This is a genomic window from Streptomyces poriticola, from assembly GCF_036689765.1.
GTDB lineage: Bacteria > Actinomycetota > Actinomycetes > Streptomycetales > Streptomycetaceae > Streptomyces > Streptomyces poriticola.
Map to the genome: position 1 here is coordinate 262,273 of NZ_JBAGKH010000003.1, position 19,002 is coordinate 281,274.

At 72.3% G+C, this 19,002-nt stretch carries 18 protein-coding genes and 1 tRNA gene; 8 read left to right on the plus strand and 11 right to left on the minus strand.

The annotated features are described in order from the left end of the window. Positions 1-26: 26 nt before the first annotated feature. On the minus strand, positions 27-1,112 hold the full coding sequence (locus V5O46_RS06275; protein ID WP_332883424.1) for a PP2C family protein-serine/threonine phosphatase: 1,086 nt from the start codon (positions 1,110-1,112) through the stop codon (positions 27-29). Between the two features lie 495 nt (positions 1,113-1,607). On the opposite strand from V5O46_RS06275, the gene V5O46_RS06280 reads away from it, so the two are divergent. Beyond that, the gene (locus tag V5O46_RS06280) at positions 1,608-2,123 is read left to right on the plus strand and encodes a glutathione peroxidase (RefSeq protein ID WP_332883425.1); all 516 of its coding nucleotides are present in this window, start codon (positions 1,608-1,610) and stop codon (positions 2,121-2,123) included. A gap of 292 nt (positions 2,124-2,415) precedes the next feature. Here V5O46_RS06280 and V5O46_RS06285 read toward each other — a convergent pair whose 3' ends face one another. From V5O46_RS06285 to V5O46_RS06295, 3 genes are all read right to left on the minus strand, one after another. Further along, positions 2,416-2,607, minus strand: coding sequence for a DUF397 domain-containing protein (locus V5O46_RS06285; protein WP_332883426.1), 192 nt, complete (start codon positions 2,605-2,607; stop codon positions 2,416-2,418). 215 nt (positions 2,608-2,822) lie between these two features. Next, positions 2,823-3,698, minus strand: coding sequence for a helix-turn-helix domain-containing protein (locus V5O46_RS06290; protein WP_332883427.1), 876 nt, complete (start codon positions 3,696-3,698; stop codon positions 2,823-2,825). Positions 3,699-3,980: 282 nt separating this feature from the next. Continuing rightward, positions 3,981-4,727: a GOLPH3/VPS74 family protein gene (locus tag V5O46_RS06295; RefSeq protein WP_332883428.1), complete on the minus strand. Its 747-nt coding sequence runs from the start codon at positions 4,725-4,727 to the stop codon at positions 3,981-3,983. A gap of 409 nt (positions 4,728-5,136) precedes the next feature. On the opposite strand from V5O46_RS06295, the gene V5O46_RS06300 reads away from it, so the two are divergent. Together V5O46_RS06300 and V5O46_RS06305 are read left to right on the plus strand one after the other, a co-directional pair. Then, complete coding sequence (locus V5O46_RS06300) at positions 5,137-7,578, plus strand: D-alanyl-D-alanine carboxypeptidase (RefSeq protein ID WP_408648921.1); 2,442 nt, start codon at positions 5,137-5,139, stop codon at positions 7,576-7,578. Positions 7,579-7,642: 64 nt separating this feature from the next. After that, a complete protein-coding gene (locus V5O46_RS06305) occupies positions 7,643-9,520 on the plus strand; it encodes an MFS transporter (RefSeq protein ID WP_332883429.1) in 1,878 nt (625 codons plus the stop codon). Between the two features lie 25 nt (positions 9,521-9,545). Here V5O46_RS06305 and V5O46_RS06310 read toward each other — a convergent pair whose 3' ends face one another. Further along, positions 9,546-10,460 (minus strand): hypothetical protein, encoded by a 915-nt coding sequence (locus V5O46_RS06310; RefSeq protein ID WP_332883430.1) that lies wholly within the window; start codon positions 10,458-10,460, stop codon positions 9,546-9,548. A 90-nt stretch (positions 10,461-10,550) separates the two neighbouring features. Between V5O46_RS06310 and V5O46_RS06315 the strand changes: the two genes are divergently transcribed. Together V5O46_RS06315 and V5O46_RS06320 are read left to right on the plus strand one after the other, a co-directional pair. Next, a complete protein-coding gene (locus V5O46_RS06315; RefSeq protein WP_332883431.1) occupies positions 10,551-11,339 on the plus strand; it encodes an SDR family oxidoreductase in 789 nt (262 codons plus the stop codon). Positions 11,340-11,405: 66 nt separating this feature from the next. Next, entirely contained in the window at positions 11,406-11,711 is a 306-nt protein-coding gene (locus V5O46_RS06320) for a hypothetical protein (protein WP_332883432.1), read from the plus strand. A 27-nt stretch (positions 11,712-11,738) separates the two neighbouring features. Here the strand turns inward: V5O46_RS06320 and V5O46_RS06325 are convergent, their stop codons facing one another. Together V5O46_RS06325 and V5O46_RS06330 are read right to left on the minus strand one after the other, a co-directional pair. Continuing rightward, on the minus strand, positions 11,739-12,476 hold the full coding sequence (locus tag V5O46_RS06325) for a hypothetical protein (protein WP_332883433.1): 738 nt from the start codon (positions 12,474-12,476) through the stop codon (positions 11,739-11,741). A gap of 361 nt (positions 12,477-12,837) precedes the next feature. Continuing rightward, a complete protein-coding gene (locus tag V5O46_RS06330; protein WP_332883434.1) occupies positions 12,838-14,202 on the minus strand; it encodes a putative T7SS-secreted protein in 1,365 nt (454 codons plus the stop codon). A 193-nt stretch (positions 14,203-14,395) separates the two neighbouring features. Here V5O46_RS06330 and V5O46_RS06335 point away from each other — a divergent pair, with 193 nt between their 5' ends. After that, positions 14,396-14,995 (plus strand): hypothetical protein, encoded by a 600-nt coding sequence (locus V5O46_RS06335; RefSeq protein WP_332883435.1) that lies wholly within the window; start codon positions 14,396-14,398, stop codon positions 14,993-14,995. A gap of 510 nt (positions 14,996-15,505) precedes the next feature. Here V5O46_RS06335 and V5O46_RS06340 read toward each other — a convergent pair. Continuing rightward, positions 15,506-16,651: an ADP-ribosylglycohydrolase family protein gene (locus V5O46_RS06340; protein WP_332883436.1), complete on the minus strand. Its 1,146-nt coding sequence runs from the start codon at positions 16,649-16,651 to the stop codon at positions 15,506-15,508. A 356-nt stretch (positions 16,652-17,007) separates the two neighbouring features. Beyond that, the gene (locus V5O46_RS06345; RefSeq protein ID WP_332883437.1) at positions 17,008-17,157 is read right to left on the minus strand and encodes a hypothetical protein; all 150 of its coding nucleotides are present in this window, start codon (positions 17,155-17,157) and stop codon (positions 17,008-17,010) included. Positions 17,158-17,520: 363 nt separating this feature from the next. Between V5O46_RS06345 and V5O46_RS06350 the strand changes: the two genes are divergently transcribed. After that, complete coding sequence (locus V5O46_RS06350; protein ID WP_332883438.1) at positions 17,521-17,688, plus strand: DUF397 domain-containing protein; 168 nt, start codon at positions 17,521-17,523, stop codon at positions 17,686-17,688. 10 nt (positions 17,689-17,698) lie between these two features. Here the strand turns inward: V5O46_RS06350 and V5O46_RS06355 are convergent. Next, positions 17,699-17,770: transfer RNA gene (locus V5O46_RS06355), tRNA-OTHER, on the minus strand. A gap of 92 nt (positions 17,771-17,862) precedes the next feature. Between V5O46_RS06355 and V5O46_RS06360 the strand changes: the two genes are divergently transcribed. Continuing rightward, a complete protein-coding gene (locus V5O46_RS06360; protein WP_332883439.1) occupies positions 17,863-18,366 on the plus strand; it encodes a DUF2165 domain-containing protein in 504 nt (167 codons plus the stop codon). On the opposite strand, the gene V5O46_RS06365 is transcribed toward V5O46_RS06360, so the two are convergent. Then, on the minus strand, positions 18,359-18,916 hold the full coding sequence (locus V5O46_RS06365) for an RAD23 family protein (protein WP_332883440.1): 558 nt from the start codon (positions 18,914-18,916) through the stop codon (positions 18,359-18,361). The genes V5O46_RS06360 and V5O46_RS06365 overlap by 8 nt on opposite strands. Positions 18,917-19,002 lie beyond the last annotated feature (86 nt).

Consider the following 19,002-nt stretch of genomic DNA (forward strand, 5'->3'; position numbering starts at 1 on the left):
CGGGGTCTCTGCGGTCTCTACGGTCTCTACGGGCGTAACGGCGCCTCGCCGTGCCCCTGGTAACGGAGCAGCAGCATCGCCGCGTCGTCGTGGGGCGGTCCGGCCGCATGGCGGACCAGGTCCTCCCGCAGTGCGTCCAGGGCACGGTGCGCGTCGGGGTCCTTGAGGAGCTGGTCGGCCCGCTCGCCGAGCGGGTAGAAGCCGCCCTGGTCGTCACGGGCCTCGGTGACGCCGTCGGTGTAGAGGAGCAGCTGGTCGCCGGGGGCGAAGTCGACGTGGTACGGCTCGGGGCCGGGGCCGTCGTGTGCCGTCAGGCCCAGCGGCAGCGCGTACGCGGGCGGCTGCGGGAAGTCGGACTTGCCGTCCCGGTGGACCAGCAGCGGTGCCGGGTGGCCGTAGTTGAGGAGGACCGCCGGCCCGGCGCGGCCGATCTCGGCGAGAATCGCGGTCACGAACTTCTCGTCGTCCGGCTCCCGGGCGACGCTGCGCTCCAGGCGTTCGCCGAGTCTCATCAGGTCCGGTTCGTCGTACGCGGCCTCCCGGAAGGCGCCGAGGACGACGGCCGCCGTCTCCACCGCCGCCAGCCCCTTGCCCTGCACATCGCCCACGATCACCCGGACGCCGTGCGGGGAGGCCACCACCTCGTAGAGGTCGCCGCCGATGCGGGCCTCGGCGACGGCCGAGGTGTACGACACCGCCGCCTGCAGCGGGCCGGCGGCCAGCGGAACCGGGCGGAGCAGCACCCGCTGCGCGACCTCGGCGATCGACCGGACGCTGGCCAGCTCCGCCTCCCGGCGCGAGCGCATCACGGCCGCCGCGACGCCGACGCCGGTCACGCCCGCGACGGACGCCATGGCGCTGTAGCCGCGGCTGCTGTCGAACAGGCCGTTGTAGAGGCCGAGCCCGAGGCAGAGCAGCAGGGCGACCAGCCCGATCAGCGCGGTACGGCGCCAGCCTCCGACCAGTCCGGCGAACGCCGGTCCCAGCGAGACCAGCGGCAGGAATCCCACGTTGGGCCCGGCGACGATGTCGACCACGGCCACCACGGCCATGGCCGCGACGGGCATCCAGTTCAGCACGGCGGCACTGGGCGTCGACTTCTTCACGGTCATGACCACTCCGGTGTCGCGGCGCTCAGGAGCCGCCCTCCGTGTTCTCAGGCGCCCCTCCCCGGTCCATTAGACTATGCAAGGGTTTGACGGCACAGAGGTTCCCACCGCCGGCCTTGACCCAATCGAAGCCGAGCCCCCGGATCCGCCCCCCAGCCGGCCCCGGTCCGGTACCGGCCCCGCCCGCGGCCCGGCGCCCCGCCAACGCCGCGAGGCCCACACCGCCGGCGCCCACTGCGCCTTCGCCGGCGCACTCAGCAGCGGCTTCTGCAACTGGCGCATCGATTTCACGCACGCCGACACGAACAACCGCGCCTACCGCCTGGTTGCGCTCGCTGTGGGGGCCGGCGCCCGTTGGGTGGGCCGGACATGGGTGCGGAGGGGAGAGGAGACGAAGCCCGGGCGTCGGTGAAGGCGGCGTCCGACCGTGGGCGGGTCGTCACGCCGGGGTCATGGTGCGGACGATCCGCCGCGGCGTGCAGGATCTAGCATCCTGGCATGACAACTGACGCATTCGACAGCGGGTCCTCTCCCCTCGGCGTGGAGATCGGCGCCCTGCAGGGCGGCTCGGCCGGGCTCGGACAGTACGCCGGGCGGGTCGTGCTCGTCGTGAACGTCGCCTCCAAGTGCGGGCTGACGCCGCAGTACACCGGGCTGGAGCGGCTGCAGGAACGGTACGCGGAGCAGGGGTTCACCGTGCTCGGCGTACCGTGCAACCAGTTCATGGGGCAGGAGCCGGGCAGCGCGGAGGAGATCGCCGAGTTCTGTTCCGCGACGTACGGCGTGACCTTCCCGATGACCGAGAAGGTGGAGGTCAACGGCGGGGGCCGGCATCCGCTCTACGAGCGCCTGGTCGGCTTCGCCGACGGCGAGGGGCACAGCGGGGACATCCGGTGGAACTTCGAGAAGTTCCTGATCGGCCGGGACGGCGAGGTCGCTGCCCGGTTCGCCCCGCAGACCGAACCCGAGGCGGCCGAACTCGTGACAGCCGTGGAGGCACGGCTCGCCGCTTGACCTTCCTACCGCACCGGCCAGATCGAACGCGCCGGGCTGGTGGCACTGCTACATCAGCTGGACATGCCGCTCGCGACGGTCGCCGGGGATCCGGTGTGTGACGCGCCGTTCACCGTGGCCTGATGCGGCTGCCGAGCCCTCTCGGCTAGGACGGCGATCTGGTCGAGAGGGCTCTGCCGCAGCGCTGCCTGCCGGACGGTCCGGACGCGTCCGGTGGGTCCGGCGGGTCAGTGGGAGCGGACGGGTTGTGGATCGGTGGGTGGATCGGGGAACGGTGGTTCGGGGGCGGTGGTCAGGCCTTGACCGAGGTCAGGAACGTGGTCCAGGCGTCGGTGGGGAAGGCCAGCGTGGGGCCCTCGGGGGTCTTGGAGTCACGGACGACGAGTGCCGTCACGGCCGGGGACTTCACCTCGACGCACGCACCGTTTCCTCCGGAGTAGGAGGACTTGGTCCAGGTGTCCGTGGCGCCCTGAAGAATTGCCATGGTTGCTCCGTTTGCTCCGGTAGCGAGTTGCTGTCGCCGTGCGACAGGCCCGGGCGGGCCCGCAGCACGGTTTGCGCCAATGTCGTGTGATCGTTGGCGTGATCGACGCTACTCGCTGACCTCCCCGTTCGGCGCAGTCATTCACCCGACCGGATGGCATATTCCGAGTGACTCTTCCGGTCCGACCGCTCAGGGGTGTAGCATCCCGCCCCGCCTCACGGGGTGTACCCCGAACCCTGCGCATACCTCTTCGCCACGGTCTCGATGAGCTGCCGCGACTGCTCCACGTTCAGCGCCTGCGCCCTCAGATGCTCGTACATCACCGTGTACTTCTGCACGTCGTGCGCCTTCTCCAGATACAGGTCGCTGGTCACGCCCTCGATGTAGACCACGCTGGAGTCGGCGGCGTCGGCGAACTCAAGGATGGAGTACTGGCCGTTGATGCCGGGGTGCGCGCCGACGTCGAACGGCAGCACCTGCACCGTGATGTGCGGCTGCTGCGACATCTCGGCCACGTGCTCCAGCTGCTCACGCATCACCTGCGGGCTGCCCACCAGCCGCCGCAGCGCCGCCTCGTCGAGTACCACCCACAGCCGCAGCGGGCTGTTCTCGGCCGTGATGCGCTCCTGCCGCCGTATCCGTACCTGCACCCGCTTCTCCACGTCCGCGACCGGCGTCTCCGGCAGCGCACCCTGGATCAGCGCCTCCGCGTACGAACGGGTCTGCAGCAGCCCGGTGATGATCTGCGGCTCATAGGTCCGCAGCGACTCCGCGTCGGTCTCCAGGCCGATGTAGACGCTGTACGGGATGTCTCCGAACGCATGCCACCAGCCCTGCTGTCTGGAGTCCTTGGCCATCTGCATCAGGGAGTCGACGATCCGCTGGTCCTCGACCTCGTACACCCCGCACAGGTCCCGGACGTCGCGCTGGCTGATACTGCGCCGTCCGTTCTCCAGGCGGCTGATCTTCGACTGCGACACCAGCAGCCGCTCCGCCACCTCCTCGGCGGTCATGCCCTTGAGCTCACGGAGCCGGCGCAGCTCCTGGCCCAGCCGGCGCCGCCTGACGGTGGGATTGACATTGGACGCCACGGGACGTGCACCTCCGGCTGCGTGCCTCATACTTGCCACTTTGCGTATCTGCTGCTGAGCAGACTGCCACCAAGGTGCTTACTACCGCTGGGAAACGGACCATATGCGCCGCGTACACGCCAGTTCGGAGGCTCCCCCGGGCATGCGACCGCGCGGGGCGGCGGGACCGGTCGTCGTCGTCCGGACGTTCGGTCCTGCCGCCCCGCGCGGCCTGCGGCTCCCGTACCGGTCTGGGGGGACGTCGGTGCGGCGACGGGGGTGTGGTGCTGGTGCCGCCCCGGCTCAGTGGGCGGCGACCCGCGCCATGGGACCGCGGCGCGGCTGCGCGGGAACTCCGCGGGCGGGTTCCGGCGCGGACCTTGCTCCGGCCGCCGGGCGGCCGGCCGGGCTGCGGCGCGGCTGGGCCGCCGCGCCGTTCTGGACGTCCATCACGGCGTGCGCCACGAGGCCGCCCATGGGGTCGTGCCGGATGAGATCCCGCAGCCGGGATCGCGACGACCGCCCCTCGTTGCCCGGGTAGAGGTGCTTGCCGAGGCCGACCGCGTGAGCGAGCGCGGCGAGCGCCGCGGTCCGCGGGTCCGGTGGCACGCCAGTGCGGATCGCGGAATCCAGCCGGGCCCTGATTTCCCGGCTGATCGCCGTGTCCGTCGCCTGGTAGCGCGTCGTCGGCAGCACCCCGCACATCTGGCCCTCCACGGCATGCACCATGCCGCATCGCTCCAGATGCGAGAGATAGGTCTGGCGGAGCCCTAGACGCGGCCCGCCGATCCAGTGGACGGCCCGCACCGGAGCGCCGCGCCTTCGCAGCAGCTCCAACGCGCAGTCCAGCGTCGGATCTCCAGTCGGCCGTGGCACCACCACGGCGATACGATCCCCGTCCGGGGCTATCCGTCCGGCCAGCGCCAGCTCCACGAGCTGTGCTCCGGCCAGACCCAGGTCGAGCGACTGCGGCTGTGCAGTGGTACCCGTGGTCGGGTCCAGTGCCAGCAGCAGAAGCTCCTCCGGAAGTGTTCTGCGGCTCCTGCCCATCCATGCCTCCCCGCGTGGATGAATGACAGGGTGACCCCTCTCACATTGGTCTGTCGAGGGTGCGTGACCGGTTCGTAGTGGAACCAGTAGGTATGTCGTTCCCGTCTACCGCAGGGGATCTCCCCGTACACAGGACACTGGTACATGGTTCGTTACGCGCACGCGGTGCGTGCGGCGCATGGAGGAGGCATCGGTGGCGGGCGAGTCCCCCGACAGGTCGAAGCAGCGTGAGTCGTCGGAAGAACCGACGCAGGGGAGCGCGAGTCCGGTTCCCGAGGCCAGGACCGGGACGAACGAACCGGCCAGGGCGGCCGAACCCGCCGAGGCGGACCAGAGGCGTGATCCGCGGCTTGCGGTGACGCGGCCCGGGGCGGGCGGCCCCGTCGACACGGCGACACAGGTGCTGTCCGTGCGTGAGACGGAGAAGGGGACGAAGGAGACGAGGAAGACGAAGGAGGAGACCGCGGGCTCGGCCGGGAGCGACGGCGACGGCCACGGCGGCGGCGGCAGCAGCAGCAGCAGCAGCAGCAGCAGCAGCAGCGAGGGCAACGAGCGGCTGCGGGACGCGGTCGCGGCGTGGGTGCGCTCCGCCGATGCGGCGACCACGGATGCGGAGGACCGCGCCGGGAGCGAGAAACGCACCGAGGAGGCCGCGGACAACCCCCAGGAGGGCCCGGGAGGCACCACGGGCGCCGAGACGGCATCCGACACGTCCGAGGCCGCGGAGGAGCCTGTGGCGACGTCCGGGGGGCAGTCGACGGAGGAGGCTCCGGCGCCCCCGGGGGCTTCGGGGTCGCCGGGGTCCCTCAAGGATCCCAAGGCCCTCGGGATCCCGGAGACTTCCGAGTCCCCCTCGAACGGGCCGGACGCAGCCGAGCCCGAGGCGACCGGGGCAGCGGCAGACACAGCCGAGCCCGAGGCAGTCGGAGCACCGGGGGCAGTCCGGACCGAGGCGGACGGCCCGGACACAGGCGCCGACGCACACACCGACGCCGGCGCCGACGCGGCCACCGCCACCGGCCGCCCCGCCCCGGACACCACCCGAGCCGCCACCACCGCGGGCGCGGAAACGGACACCGACACCGACGCCGACGCCGACGCCGACGCACAAGCCGACGCCGAGGACGCCACCCCCGAAGCGGGGGCCGACCCCGACGACGCCCCGGGTACCGGTGAGCGGCCCGTCGACCAGCCCACCGCCGCCTTCAAGGCCGTACGCCCCTCCGCCCCCGCAGTCGATCAGCCCACCACCATGCTGAAGCTCGGCGGCGCCGCCGAGGACGCCGCCGAGGACGACAAGGACGAGACCTCCGCCGAGCGCACCAGCAGGTTCGTCGCGCTCAAGCCGCTGGACGACCCGGCCACCCGTCAGCCGCCGCCCGCCTCGGACGCGACCACCGCGCTCCCCCGGGCCCCCCGGCCGCCGGCCCCCGCCCCCTCCGTATCCGCCGCTCCTCCGAAGGCCCCCGCCAAGGCCCCGGCCAACGCCCCCGCGAAGGCCCCCGCCGACGCCACCGCCGCCGTCCGGCAGGTCGGCCCGGAGCGGACCACGCAGCAGCCGCTGCCGCCGAAGCCGCCGATGGACCTGCTGGCGGAGCTGACGAACACCCCGCCGCCCCCGCAGACGCCGCTGCGCACCGCGGTGCGCCGGGTCAAGATCTGGACGCCGCTGGTGCTGCTCCTGGTGATCGTCTTCGGGGTCGTGCAGTCCATGCGCCCGCTGCCGGAGCCGCAGCTCGACCTCACGGCGCAGGAGAGCTTCGACTTCGAGGGCGGCAAGCCGCAGATCCCGTGGCCGGACAGCGGGCAGGCGGCGCTGGATGTGCAGGGCATCGGCACGTTCGGCTCGTCGGGTGAGCAGAAGCCGGTGCCGATCGCGAGCGTCGCCAAGGTGATGACGGCGTACGTGATCCTCCGCGACCACCCGCTCAAGAGCGGTGACGACGGCCCGAAGATCGAGATCGACCAGACCGCCGAGGACCAGTCGCAGGCGGGACAGGAGTCGACGGTCGACGTCTTCGCCGGTGACTCGATCACCCAGCGCGAGGCCCTGGAGAGCATCCTCATCGCGTCCGCGAACAACGTGGCGCGGCTGCTGGCCCGCTGGGACGCGGGGTCGGAGGAGGCGTTCGTGGAGAAGATGAACGCCGCCGCCGAGGAGCTCGGCATGACCGACACCACGTACACCGACCCCTCCGGCCTGAACGACACGACGGTCAGCACGGCCGTGGACCAGGTGAAGCTGGCCAAGGCGGCGATGGAGCAGCCCGTGTTCCGCGAGGTCGCGGCGATGATGTCCTACGTGGACTACAAGGGCGCCACGCACCACAACTGGAACCGCCTGGTCGGCAGCAACGGCGTCGTCGGCATCAAGACCGGCACCACCACCTCGGCGCTCGGCAACCTCGTCTTCGCGGCGAAGAAGGAGGTCGGCGGGGAGACGCGGACCATCGTCGGCGCCGTGGTGCGGCAGCCGGCGGGGGGTCCGGACAACACCATCATCGGTGCCGCGCTGCACGAGTCCGACCAGCTGATCCGGGCCGCCCAGGGCGCGCTGGAGTCGGCGACGATCATCAAGAAGGGCGATGTCGTCGGGTACGTGGACGACGGCCTCGGCGGACGCACGCCGGTCGTCGCCACGCAGGACGTCAAGGCGGTCGGCTGGTCGGGGCTGACGGTGAAGCTGACGTTCACGGCGGACGACGTGCCGCACACCGCGAAGGCGGGCACCGAGGTGGGCGCGCTCACCGTGGGTGACGGAGGTTCGAGCGGTGCCGTCAAGGTTCCCGTCGCCCTGCAGAAAGACCTGGTCGAGCCCGCGTTCACCGACAGGCTGACCCGGCTGGGCTGACGGGGACGGCGAACAGGCGAAAATAGGGGGCGAACAGACGACGGGACACGGGGAGTGCCTTCAGGTGGCCACTGCGGAGCCGACACACGCCGACGACGCCGATCCGGGACCGGGGGCACCCCCGCGAATACGGGAGGACGGCGCCGCCGCCGGCGGTACGGAGGAACCGGCGCGCCGCGGCCCCGGCAACCCGGGCGGCACCCCCCGGGATCCCGGCGGCACCCCGCGCGGCCCTCGGGCGGTGCTGCGGCGCCACCCCGTCCTCCTCGTCACCGGTGTGGCCGGCGTCCTGCACGTCATCTGGTTCTTCACCTTCGCGAACAGCGGCGGCGATCTCGCGGCGCAGGACGCCTGGGCGGAGTTCGTCGGCCGCAACCCCGGGTCGGCGTACAACCTGGCCTGGTACGGCGGTATGCACCCGGTGTCGTACAGCGTGGTGTCGCCGTATCTGATGTCGCTGCTCGGGGTCCGCACCACGATGATGCTGGCGGGCACGGTCTCGGCGGGGCTGCTGACGCTGGTCCTGGTCCGCAGCCGGGTGGTGCGGAACCCGCTGCCGGCCGCGCTGGCGGGCGTGTTCGGGCTGCTGGGCAACGCGGCGTCGGGGCGGGTGACGTTCGGCCTGGGCACCATGTTCGCGCTGGCCGCGCTGGGGGCCGTGTTCTGCTGGCCGTACCGCTGGCGCTACAAGCGGTGGGCGAAGGCGGCCTGCGCCGCGCCGCTGGCCGCGCTCGCCACCATGGCCTCGCCGGTCGCCGGGCTGTTCGTGGGCCTGGTGGCGGTGGCGCTGTTCCTGCAGAAGCGGCGGCCGGGCGCCTGGGCGCTGGGGCTGCCGCCGACGGCAGTGGTGGCGCTGTCCGCCTACTTCTTCCCGTTCTCCGGCACCCAGCCGATGTCGTTCGCCTCGGCGGGCCTGCCGGTGCTGTTCGCGGCGCTGGTCTTCGTGCTGGTGCCCCGCGAGTGGGTCACCGTGCGGATCACGGCCGCGGTGTACGGCCTCGCGGTGCTGCTGGTGTGGCTGATCAGCTCGCAGATCGGCTCGAACGTCACCCGGCTGTCGATGCTGTTCGCGGGGGCGGCACTGGTGGCGGCGCTGCCGTTCGCGGTGCCGCGCTCGCGCAAGTGGTACGCACTCGTCCTCGCCGGTGTCGGGTTCGCCGTCTGGATCGGCGTCAAGTCGGTCAACGACGTGGTGCACACCACACCGCGGGCGTCCTGGGCGCGTGAGCTGGCGCCGCTGCTCAACGAGTTGCAGCAGGTCGGCGCGGAGCGCGGCCGGGTGGAGGTGGTCCCGGCCGCTTCGCACCGCGAGGCGTCCGCGCTGGACACGTACGTGAACCTGGCCCGCGGCTGGAACCGCCAGGCCGACATGGAGCGCAACCCGCTCTTCTACGACGACACCCTCAACTCGGCGAACTACCACGAGTGGCTCAAGCGCTGGGCCGTCCACTACGTCGTGCTGCCCAAGGACGAGCCGGACGGCGACGGCGGCAAACGGGAGCGGCAGCTGGTGCAGCGCGGTCTGCCGTACCTGCAGCAGATCTGGGGCGACGCGAACTGGCAGCTGTTCGAGGTGACCGACCCGGCCCCGCTGGCCGAGCCGCACGCGGTGGTCGAGCGGGCGGCGCAGGACGAGTGGACGATCCGGGTGCAGCAGGCGGGCCGGATCCTGGTCCGCATCCCGTACTCGCCGTGGCTGAGCCTGGTGGACGCCGACGGCGAGAAGCTCGATCCGCCGCAGGAGACGGAGGCCTCGAAGGAGGACCGCGCGGAAGGCGAGCCGAAGACCTTCGACAACGTGAACGGCTGTCTGATGGAGTCGGAGGAGGACTCCTTCGGGGACGCGTGGACCGTGCTGCTCGCCCCGGAGCCAGGCACCTACCGGCTGACGGCGCCCTACGACGTGCCGCGCGGGACGACGTGCCCGAAGGAGTGGCGCTGACCCGCGGGCGTACGTCCTGCCGCGCTCAGCGCAGCCGGTCCACGTAGGTGTCCGTGCCCGGGATCGTGGGCACGAACGGCGCCACCAGCTCCACCCGCCCCAGCCCGGTCCCGGCCACCGCCGTGTCCAGGCCGGTGAAACGGTCCTCCCAGCAGGCGCGCGGGTCGGCCTGGAGGAACCACAGCAGGGTCAGCCGGGTACCGGTGCCCTCGACCTGCCCGACGTAGGTCATCCGGTCGCCGGGCAGCGGGGTGGGCCGGAAGACGCACACCAGCGCCGCCGGGGAACCCGCCAGCCGCTCGGGCAGATGGCGGTGGCGCAGCCAGTCCAGCAGTTCGCTGCGCCGCTCCTCCGACGCGGCGTCGACGACCTGCAGGACCAGGCCGGTGTACGGGTGGTCGAGGGCGTGCCGGTCGCGCGGCCCGGAGGCACCGTCGCGGTAGACGGTCGCCTCGTGGTCGTGGAAGGCGGTGAGCACGTGGGTGCGGTCGCGGTAGACCCGGGCGTCGTGGTTGAGGCGCCGGTTGATGGCCACGGTCCAGCGCATGTGGTCGTCGTAGCGTCCGGCGGTGATCCAGTACGTGGAGAGGTAGCAGCCGGTGGTGACCGGGTCGGCGACCGCGGACCGTTCGGGGTAGCGCAGGAGCTGCAGGTCCCGGGTGGCCACCCAGCGGCGGCCGGCGTACATCCAGGGCATCGCCATCGCACCGGCGTAGTAGTGGTCGTCCTCGTACCAGCGGTTGTAGGCGTACTCGTGGCCGGGGTGGGGTTCGACCAGGGTGATGAGCGCATGGCCGGGCCGGGTGCCGTAGGGGCCGACGGCAGCCAGTTCGCCGTAGAGCTCGCTGCGGGTGCGGGTGCGGGGCTCCGGGCTCGATTCGCCCTTCTCGCTCTTCTCGCCCTTCTCGCTCTTCTCGCCCTTCTCGCCCTTCTCGCTCATGCCGTTCCCCTTCCTCGACGGGTGACCGGCTCCTACTCTGACGGTTCGTCAGATAGAGGGCCAGGGCCGTGCGGAGCCGGGAGGTCACCGATGTCACTGCTAGCGGGCAAGACCGTCGTCGTGTCGGGGGTCGGGGCCGGGCTCGGCCACCGGGTCGCCGCGGCCGTCGTACGGGACGGCGGCAACGCCGTGCTGGGGGCGCGTACGGAGGCGAACCTGGCGAAGACGGCCACCGGACTGGACCCGGACGGCCGGCACATCGCGTTCCGGGCGACCGACATCACCGACGAGCAGCAGTGCGCGGCGCTGGCCGGGCTGGCCCGGGAGCGGTTCGGCGGCATCGACGCGGTGGTCCATGTGGCCGCCCGGGACGACCACTTCGGCGGCCTGCAGGACGCCGACTTCGCCGAGTGGCGGCGGGTACTGGAGGTGAACCTGCTGGGCACCCTGCGCATGACCCGGGCGTGCGTCCCGGCGCTGCGCGGCGGCGGGGGCGGTGCGGTGGTGATCGTCGGCACCCAGTCGGCGGTGGCGGCACCGACCCGGGTGCGGCACACCGCGTACGCCGCGTCGAAGGGGGCGCTGACCAGCGCGATGTACTCGCTGGCCGAGGAGCTGGGCCCGTACCGGATCCGGGTCAACACGGTGCTGCCGGGCTGGATGTGGGGCCCGCCGGTGCAGGCGTACGTCCGTGCCACGGCCCGGGCGGAGGGCGCACCGGAGTCGGAGGTGCTGCGCCGGCTGACCGACCGGATGGCGCTGCCGGAGCCGGCGACGGACGAGGACGTGGCGGACGCGGTGGTGTTCCTGGCGTCGGACCGGGCGCGGTCGATCACGGGCCAGTCGCTGCTGGTGAACGCGGGGGAACTGATGCGGTGAGCGGCGGGGCGGCCGGCTGGGGCATCATGGACGGAACCGACGGAGCTGATCGAGGGGGGCCGGGCGTTGTCATTCCTGAAGTTCGCCAGTGACGAGGTCCTGGGGATGGCCGGCACGCTGGAGAGCAGCGGCGGCCAGATGAAGTCGGCGTCCAAGGAGATGAAGCACGCCGACTCCAAGCAGGTCGGCCACGGCGGCCTGGAGTCCGCCTGCGACGACTTCGCCGACTCCTGGGACTACGGCTTCGGGCAGCTGTCGAAGCTGACCAAGGGGGTGTCGAAGTTCGCCCGGAAGGCGTCGGAGGAGTTCACCAAGCTCGACCAGAAGCTGTACGACGAACTGAAGAAGAAGCAGGCGGAGGGGCAGAAGTAGCGCTCCGCCCCGCACACCGGGCTCTTCTCACGTCGGCGCGTCGAAGGTGAACGTCCGGCCGATCTCGGCCAGGCGGGCGCAGTAGGAGTCGAGCAGGAACACCGACGGCGTGGAGATCGTCACGTAGACGCAGTAGTCGCGCGGGGCCGGGACGATCAGCTGGAGCGTGGCCATGGGCAGCGACGGGCGCAGCGGCTCACCGGTGCCCGCGACGTCCGCGATGCCGGTCTCGGCGGCGAGCCGGGCGGGCAGCGTGATCATGCGCAGCGAGGTGGACATCACGCCGGGGCCGCACGGCAGCCGGGCCGCCAGCAGCATGTCCTGCCGGCCCTGCACGCCCTTGCCGAGCGGGAAGTCCAGCTCCTGCAGCTCGCGTTCGCGGGCGAAGAACTTCTGCTCCTTGGCCCGGTAGATGCCCTCGGCGGTCAGCAGCCGGTCTCGGTGGCCGCTCGGTTTCACGGTCACCGCGAGCAGCCCCATGGACAGCCGCTCCTCCCCCCCGACGTCCTCGGTGCCCAGGCAGAGCGCGGTGAGGTCGACGGTCTCCTCCCCGCCCCGGGACAGTCCGGGCAGGGCGGCGCGCAGCCGCTCCGTGGCGGCGGCCAGCTGCGTCTGGTCGGCGTCGGGGACGAGCCGGGCGAGCGCCTCCCACCAGCCGTCGGTGGCCGTGGGGTCGGGCAGCCCGACGAACTCGTCGGGGACGGTGTACCGGAAGGCGTAGGGGATCTCGCGGCCTGCGGCGGCCTCGACCGGGGTGTGGATCATGCGGTGGCCTCGATGGAGCGGTGGGTCGTCGGGAGCGCCCCGCCGGAGCGATGGACCGTCGGCACAACCCCGGTGCGGAGTCGGGTTGTCGGGACAGCACCGGCAGAGCTCCAGGCCGTCGCCATCGGGACAGCCTCGATGAGAGGTCGGGCCCGGGAGACGGACCAGACGGACCGGACAGGCCAGGCAAGGCAGCCTGCCGTCGGCACACTCCAGGCAGGTCCGCGGGCCGTCGGCACACCCCCGCCAGGTCCACGGGCCGCTGCGACAGACCATGCAAGGCAGCCGACCGTTGAGACAGACCAGGCAGGGCGGCGGGCCGTTGGGACGGCGCCGGTACGGCAGCGGGTCATGCGGCGGGTCATGCGGCGGTTCCGAAGTCCGTGGGCTGCAGGCCCCGGGTGAAGCTCTCCCCGGCAGAGGTCAGTGTGCCGGCGGTGTCGAAGCCGGGGCCCAGCGGGCCGGGGGCCATGGTGGTGGGCTCGTTGTCCGGGGCGTCGTAGGCGGCGAAACCGGCGCCCGGCCCGACGACGGGGATGTCGGAGATGTTCCAGTCGCCGTCCAGCCAGCGGCCGTCGTTGGTGTTGGAGCCCATGGCGAAGCCCGCGCCGGTGACCGTGCCGGTGATGTCCATCGCCGTGCCCGTGGCGACATGCACCCAGCCGCGGCCGGACATGGCGAAGCCGCGCAGCGAGTTGGCCATCCCGCTGGGTATCTTCGCGATGTTGCCCCAGCCGCCGGGGCCGATCCGGCCGAGCGTCGCCATGAAGCCCTGCGTGGCGCGCAGGGACCGCCCGGACTGCACCAGCATCCGGCCCGCCTGCGCGATCTTGGCTCCGGCCAGGCCCACGCCGCCCGCGACCACGCCGAGCGCGTCCCAGGCGAGGGTCTCCCAGGTCACGCCCTCGGCCCCGCCGATCATCGCGGCGCTGTGGGCGGCCAGCGCACCGACACCGACGATGAAACCGATGAGCCCGAGCGCGCCCACACCGGTGCCGAGCATCAGCGCGACGAGGCACACCACGCCGATCACCATGGCGATGTCGGCGAGGATGTCACCGACGAGCTTCCAGAAGTTCGGGTCGCTCAGCACGTTCCAGGCGTCGGAGAGGAACTCCGTGAAGCCGTCCACGAGATCGTCGAACCAGCCGGGCTCGGGCGGCGCGTCGTCGGCCGCCTCCCTGATGGTCCGGGCCGTGGCGTCCGCCGCGGTGGTGTACTCGCCCTGCAGGGTGCGGGCGCGGCTGCGGACGGACTCCAGCTCGTCGTTGGCCGAGTCGTACGCCCGCTGCTTGCCCTTCCTGTCCTTCTCGTGCTCGTCCTTCTCCTTGTCGGACATGCCGGAGGTGTCGCTCGGCAGCCCGTCCAGACCGCCCTGGGCGGTACGCACCCGGGAGGCCGCCGCGGCGGCCTCCTGCTCCAGTTTCCGGGCCCGGGACTGGAACCCGTCGAGACTGGTCTCCCAGCCGGCCAGTACACGGTGCGCGGAGTCGATGGAGTCCAGGGCCCGCTTGAGGTACGGCGGGATCTTGTCGACGGACTTGGTGAACGCATCGGCGGCCTGCCCGGCCCAGATCCCGTCCGATGTGCCGATCTTGCTCAGCTGCGTCTGCGCCGTACCGCCCTCGCGGTTGACCTTGCCGATGGCGGAGACCATCAGCCGTACGGTCTCCAGGTCTCCCGGAGCCGGATCGAAGCCGAGATTGGGGTACTTCGACGAACCCACTGCACATCCCCCTAGGTCTGTCCACTGCTGCCGTGCGCTTCCCGCCCGGGGACGCCGTCCGGTCGCGTGCTGTTCGAACGCGGCTCGAGTGATAGGAAGCTATCCGTGGGACGAGCGGTTGCGCCATCGCCGTCATCACACCGACACAAGGTCATGACGTGACGGCGTCACACCGTACCGGCCAGGAGGCGAGATGTTGCTGCAGACCCAGCTGAAGGCACTGCTGCAGGACGGTGCGCGGGGCGCCGAGCGGCACGACGCCCGCCATCTGCAGCGGTCCTGGCGGAGGTTCGCCGCGTTCGCGTACGTCGTCGAGCAGTACGGCTACCGGTACGAGGGGCTGTCCCCGCTCTCCCCGAAGGGCAGCCCCAACCCGTACTTCGCGTTCCGCCGCATGCCGGACGCCGCGGAGCGGGCGGCCCGCACGGCCGCGCAGTACCCGAACGCCCTGGACGGCGGCCCGCTGCCCGGCATGCGCCCCGGCGGGCACCGGCTGCGTCCGCTGCCGGAGGCAGAGCGCGACGTGGACCTGCTGCACGCGCGCATCATGGTCGACTACAGCCGCTCCCACCGCCGCCGTGGCCTGATCGCCCTGGTGGTCCTCGCGTTGGCCCTGCTCATCCCGCTCTCCCGGACCGGATTCTCGGCCACGGCACTGCTGGTCTGCGGCGGCGGCTGGCTGTTCTTCGCCGTGCTGTGGGCGCTGGGCCTGTTCATCGCCCGGCGCCGGCAGCGGAGGTACGGGGAGATGCTGCGGGCGGCGGGGGTGGACCGGCCGCAGGACCAGCACTGAGCGCTCCGCTGGAAGTGCCGCGACATGCCGTCGCTCGTCTGCGGCACCATCGTGGCTGGTCGCGCGGTTCCCCGCGCCTTTCGGCGAGTGCCGCATCGCCGATGCGCTCCAGCCGCGCCACCTCTGGATCGTCGGGCAGGAGGTAGTTGAGCGGCGGCTCGATCAGGGTGAGGGAGGCCACGCCGCCCGGTGCGGCGGCGGTCGCGGTCAACGCCCCGAGGGCGCCGTAGGAGTGGGCGACGACCTGCGGGCGTCCGGCGAGCAGCGACGCCAGGTCCATGGCGTCCGCGTCGAAGTCCTGGTGCTCCCGCGGGGGCGGACTCGGCGGAAAGCCACGGCGATGGACGTACATCAGAGTCCACCGGTCGGACAGCGGAGCGAGGCCGCCCCAGGTCGTCCGCGGGCCGGCCGGCACCGCCGTGCACCAGCAGGATCTCCGGCCCGGAGCGGTCGCGCACCACCACGATCTCGCCCACGGGGCGAGCATAGCGGCGCACCGCGTCCCCGCCCTCAGGCCCTCGGATACCGGGCCAGCCAGCCCGGGGACGATCCCGCCGGGCCGTGCAGGGCGGGACCCTGGGTCATCTCCATGGCGAAGTCGTCCGCGAGTTCCAGGACGGTCGGACGGCCCTCGAGTTCGGCCAGCCAGGCGGGCGGGAGCGCCGTCTCGCCGTGCAGCGCGCCGAGCAGTCCGCCCGCGAGGGCGCCGGTCGCGGCGGAGGGACCGGCGTGGTTCACCGCCAGCCGCAGCCCGTGCCGGACGTCCTCGCCGACCAGGGCGCAGTACACGGCGGCGGCCACGGCTCCGTCCGCGGCCCCTTCCCCGACCAGTTCGGTCACCCGCTCGGCAGTGGGCAGCCCCTGCCGCACGGCTCCGAGGGCGTGCTGCAGCGCGTCCGACACCGGCTGGTGTCCCGGCCTTGCGGCGAGCAGCCCGAGCGCCCGCTGCACGGCGCCGTCGAGCGCCTCGCCGCGGGCGAGCGCGTGCACGATCACGGCGTACGCTCCCGCCGCGAGGGACGCCGTCGGATGCCCGTGCGTCTGCGCCGCGCACTCCACGGCGAGCTGGGCCACGAGCTGCGGTTCCCATCCGACGAGCAGCCCGAACGGCGCCGACCGGGCTGCCGCCTCCGGCCCGCGCTCGCCGGGGTTCTTCGGCACCTCCGGGGTGCCCATGGCCTCGTCCCCGAGCCCGAGCAGCAGCGCCCGCGCCGGGTCGCGCCTGCTGTACAGCCACTCCTCGCGGGCCAGCCAGCCGTCCTCCTTGCGGCGCTCGTCCGGCCCCCAGTCGTGCTGGGTGGCGTGCCAGCGGCGGTACGCCCGGTGCAGATCGGTCGGCGGATGCCAGGCGCCGGTGTCCCGCCGTACCTGGGCGCGGATCAGGCCGTCCACGGAGAAGAGGGTGAGCTGTGTGAGATGCGTCACGGCTCCGCGGCGCCCGTGCGCGACGGCGAGCTCGACGACGCCCTCGCCGCCGTACGTCTCCCGGATCTGCTCGTCGCCCAGCCCGCCGACGGGCGCCCCGAGCGCGTCCCCGAGGGCCACTCCGAGTAGCGTCCCGCGCACCCGGCTCCGGAAGTCCTGCTGCTCGGCACGCCCCCAGACGGCACCGGCTGTCCCACCGCCCACACCGCCCACCCAGACCTCCCGGCGCACCGTCCGTCCGTACGACGTCAGCAGCGTAATCGAACGGGGACGGTCGGCTCAGCGGCCGAGTCGGTATGAGGGCTGTGCGCGGACTGGAGGGAAGAAACCGGTTTCACCCGTACCGGGTCATGTTGCAGACGTATACGCACTCGTGTCGGGGCGGGAGGGAAGTCGATGAAGTCTCGCGCCGAGAATGTCGGACTCACGCAAACCGTCTTCGCGGTCGAACGGCCTTCCGGCCCGCACAGCGTCATGGCCGAGGACGGCCAGTTCCGCGGCGAGCCGCTCCACCTCTGCCACCACGGCCGGCGGCAGCCCTTAGGTGACGTACGCACGCGTCGGGTTGTAGTCCCAGGACCAGTCGGTCACAGCCCTGCCTCGGCCTCCGCCGCCGCGCGGATCGCCAGGATCCCGGCGATCGCGGCGGACGGATCCTGATCGCCGTCGTCCACGATGCGCTCCAGCTCGCGCAGGCGCCCCGCCCGCACCGGGTGGCGCTCGATGGCGACGAACACGGCCCGGGTGTGAACGAAGGCACGCAGCGGCGCGGGGCTCTGGATCTGCTGCGGCGGTGGGGGCGGGTCCGGTTCTTTCCCCGGTTCTTTGGTCTCTGGTGTCGCGCCGCGCCGGATCACGACCGGCCACGACCCGGTGAGATCTCGGCCAGGACCGTCTTCGCCGGCGCCGGTCCCGTCGTCACGCCCCAGCGCTCCGCGGACGCCGCCACGATGAGCAGCCCTCGGCCGTTCTCCGCGCCGGGTTCCACCGGGTCCGGGATCCGCGGGACCCGGTCCAGCGTCCCCCAGGAAGTCCAAGTGCTGGAGATGCGCTACGGAATGATCCGGACGCAAGCCCTCTCGCCCCGGGAGTCGCTTGCCTTGAGCCCTGAGTGCATCGAGGTCGCCATATCCGACCCCGCCGTCCGCGTCCGGGACTCCAAGGACACCGCCCGCCCGCACCTCACCTTCACCAGCGCCTCCTGGGCCGCGTTCCTCGGAACGATCGCGTCGCGCCAGCTGCGGGAGCATCCGCAGGTTCTGTGGTGAAGTGAAGGGGCGGGGTCGGCCGGAATCGAACCGGCGTCCTCCCCCATGTCGTGTAGGTGCACTGCCACTGTGCTACGACCCCACCCTGCAGGGATCATAGGCCGCGCAACCGAGCCCGGGACAACTGAGTTTCGAAGTGGGCTGACCGGGGACCGCGGAGGGAAGGGACAGTGCATGGCTCCCACCACCTCACGCGCGCTTCCCCTCGCCGCCACCCTCCTCACCGGCACCGTCGCCCTCTACATGGCCCTCGTCGCCTTCGGGAACATCACCGACTTCGGGACCAACCAGCAGTTCGTCCGGCATGTGCTGGCCATGGACACCACGTTCCGGGACGAGGACCTGATGTGGCGGGCGATCACCACCGGGTGGGTCCAGGACACCGCCTATGTCGCGATCATCGTGTGGGAGACCGTCGCCGCACTGCTGTTGGTGTACGCCACCTGGCTGTGGGCGCGGCGGCACCACGCGCGCGCCCGTCGGCTGTCGACGTACGGGCTGGTGATGGTCATGTTGCTGTTCGGCGCCGGGTTCGTCGCGATCGGCGGGGAGTGGTTCGCGATGTGGCAGTCGGAGGACTGGAACGGGCTGGATTCGGCGACACGGGTGTTCCTGCTCAGCGGTGTCGTGCTGCTCGTCGACCATCTCCCGTTGCGGCAGGACGGGAGTGCTACTTGACGACGCTGACCGTCGTGCCCGGCGTCCCGAACGCCCACAGCGCCTCGCCGTCCGCCTTCTGGACCCGAATCCCGCCGGTCTTCGCGTCCGCGGCGGCCGGCGGGGGTGAAGAGCCGTCGACGGCGTTGGAGAAGGCGACCGAGACTCCGTCCTGGAGGGCGAAGTAGACGATGTGCTCGACCTGGACGCCGTCGGAGCCGGTGGTCGCCTCGCGCCGGGTGCCCACCGTGTAGGCGCCCGGGTCCGGGTCGACGGTGCCCGGCCAGACGGCGAAGCTGCGGCGGGTGGCGTCGCTGGCGTCCACCAGCCAGACCCTCTCCTGGCCGAGCGAGTAGACGATCCGGCGGCCGGTGCCCGAGCCGTCCGGGACCGCGGCCGGGGCCGACGGCGTCGGCGTGGGCTGCGCCGAGGGCGATGCGCTGGGGCGGGCCGCCGCGGTGGGGGCCGGCTTCGGGCCCTGGTCGGCCTGTACGGCCAGGACGGTCACCGCCGCCATCGCTCCCACGGTCAGACCGGAGACCCAGGCCCACGAGGGAAGTCGGGCAGGCACGGGCACGCATCTCCTCAGCTACGAGAACCCCGACACACCGGGGGCCCGATCATCGTACTGCGGGCGGCGCGCCTCGGTCCCCTCAC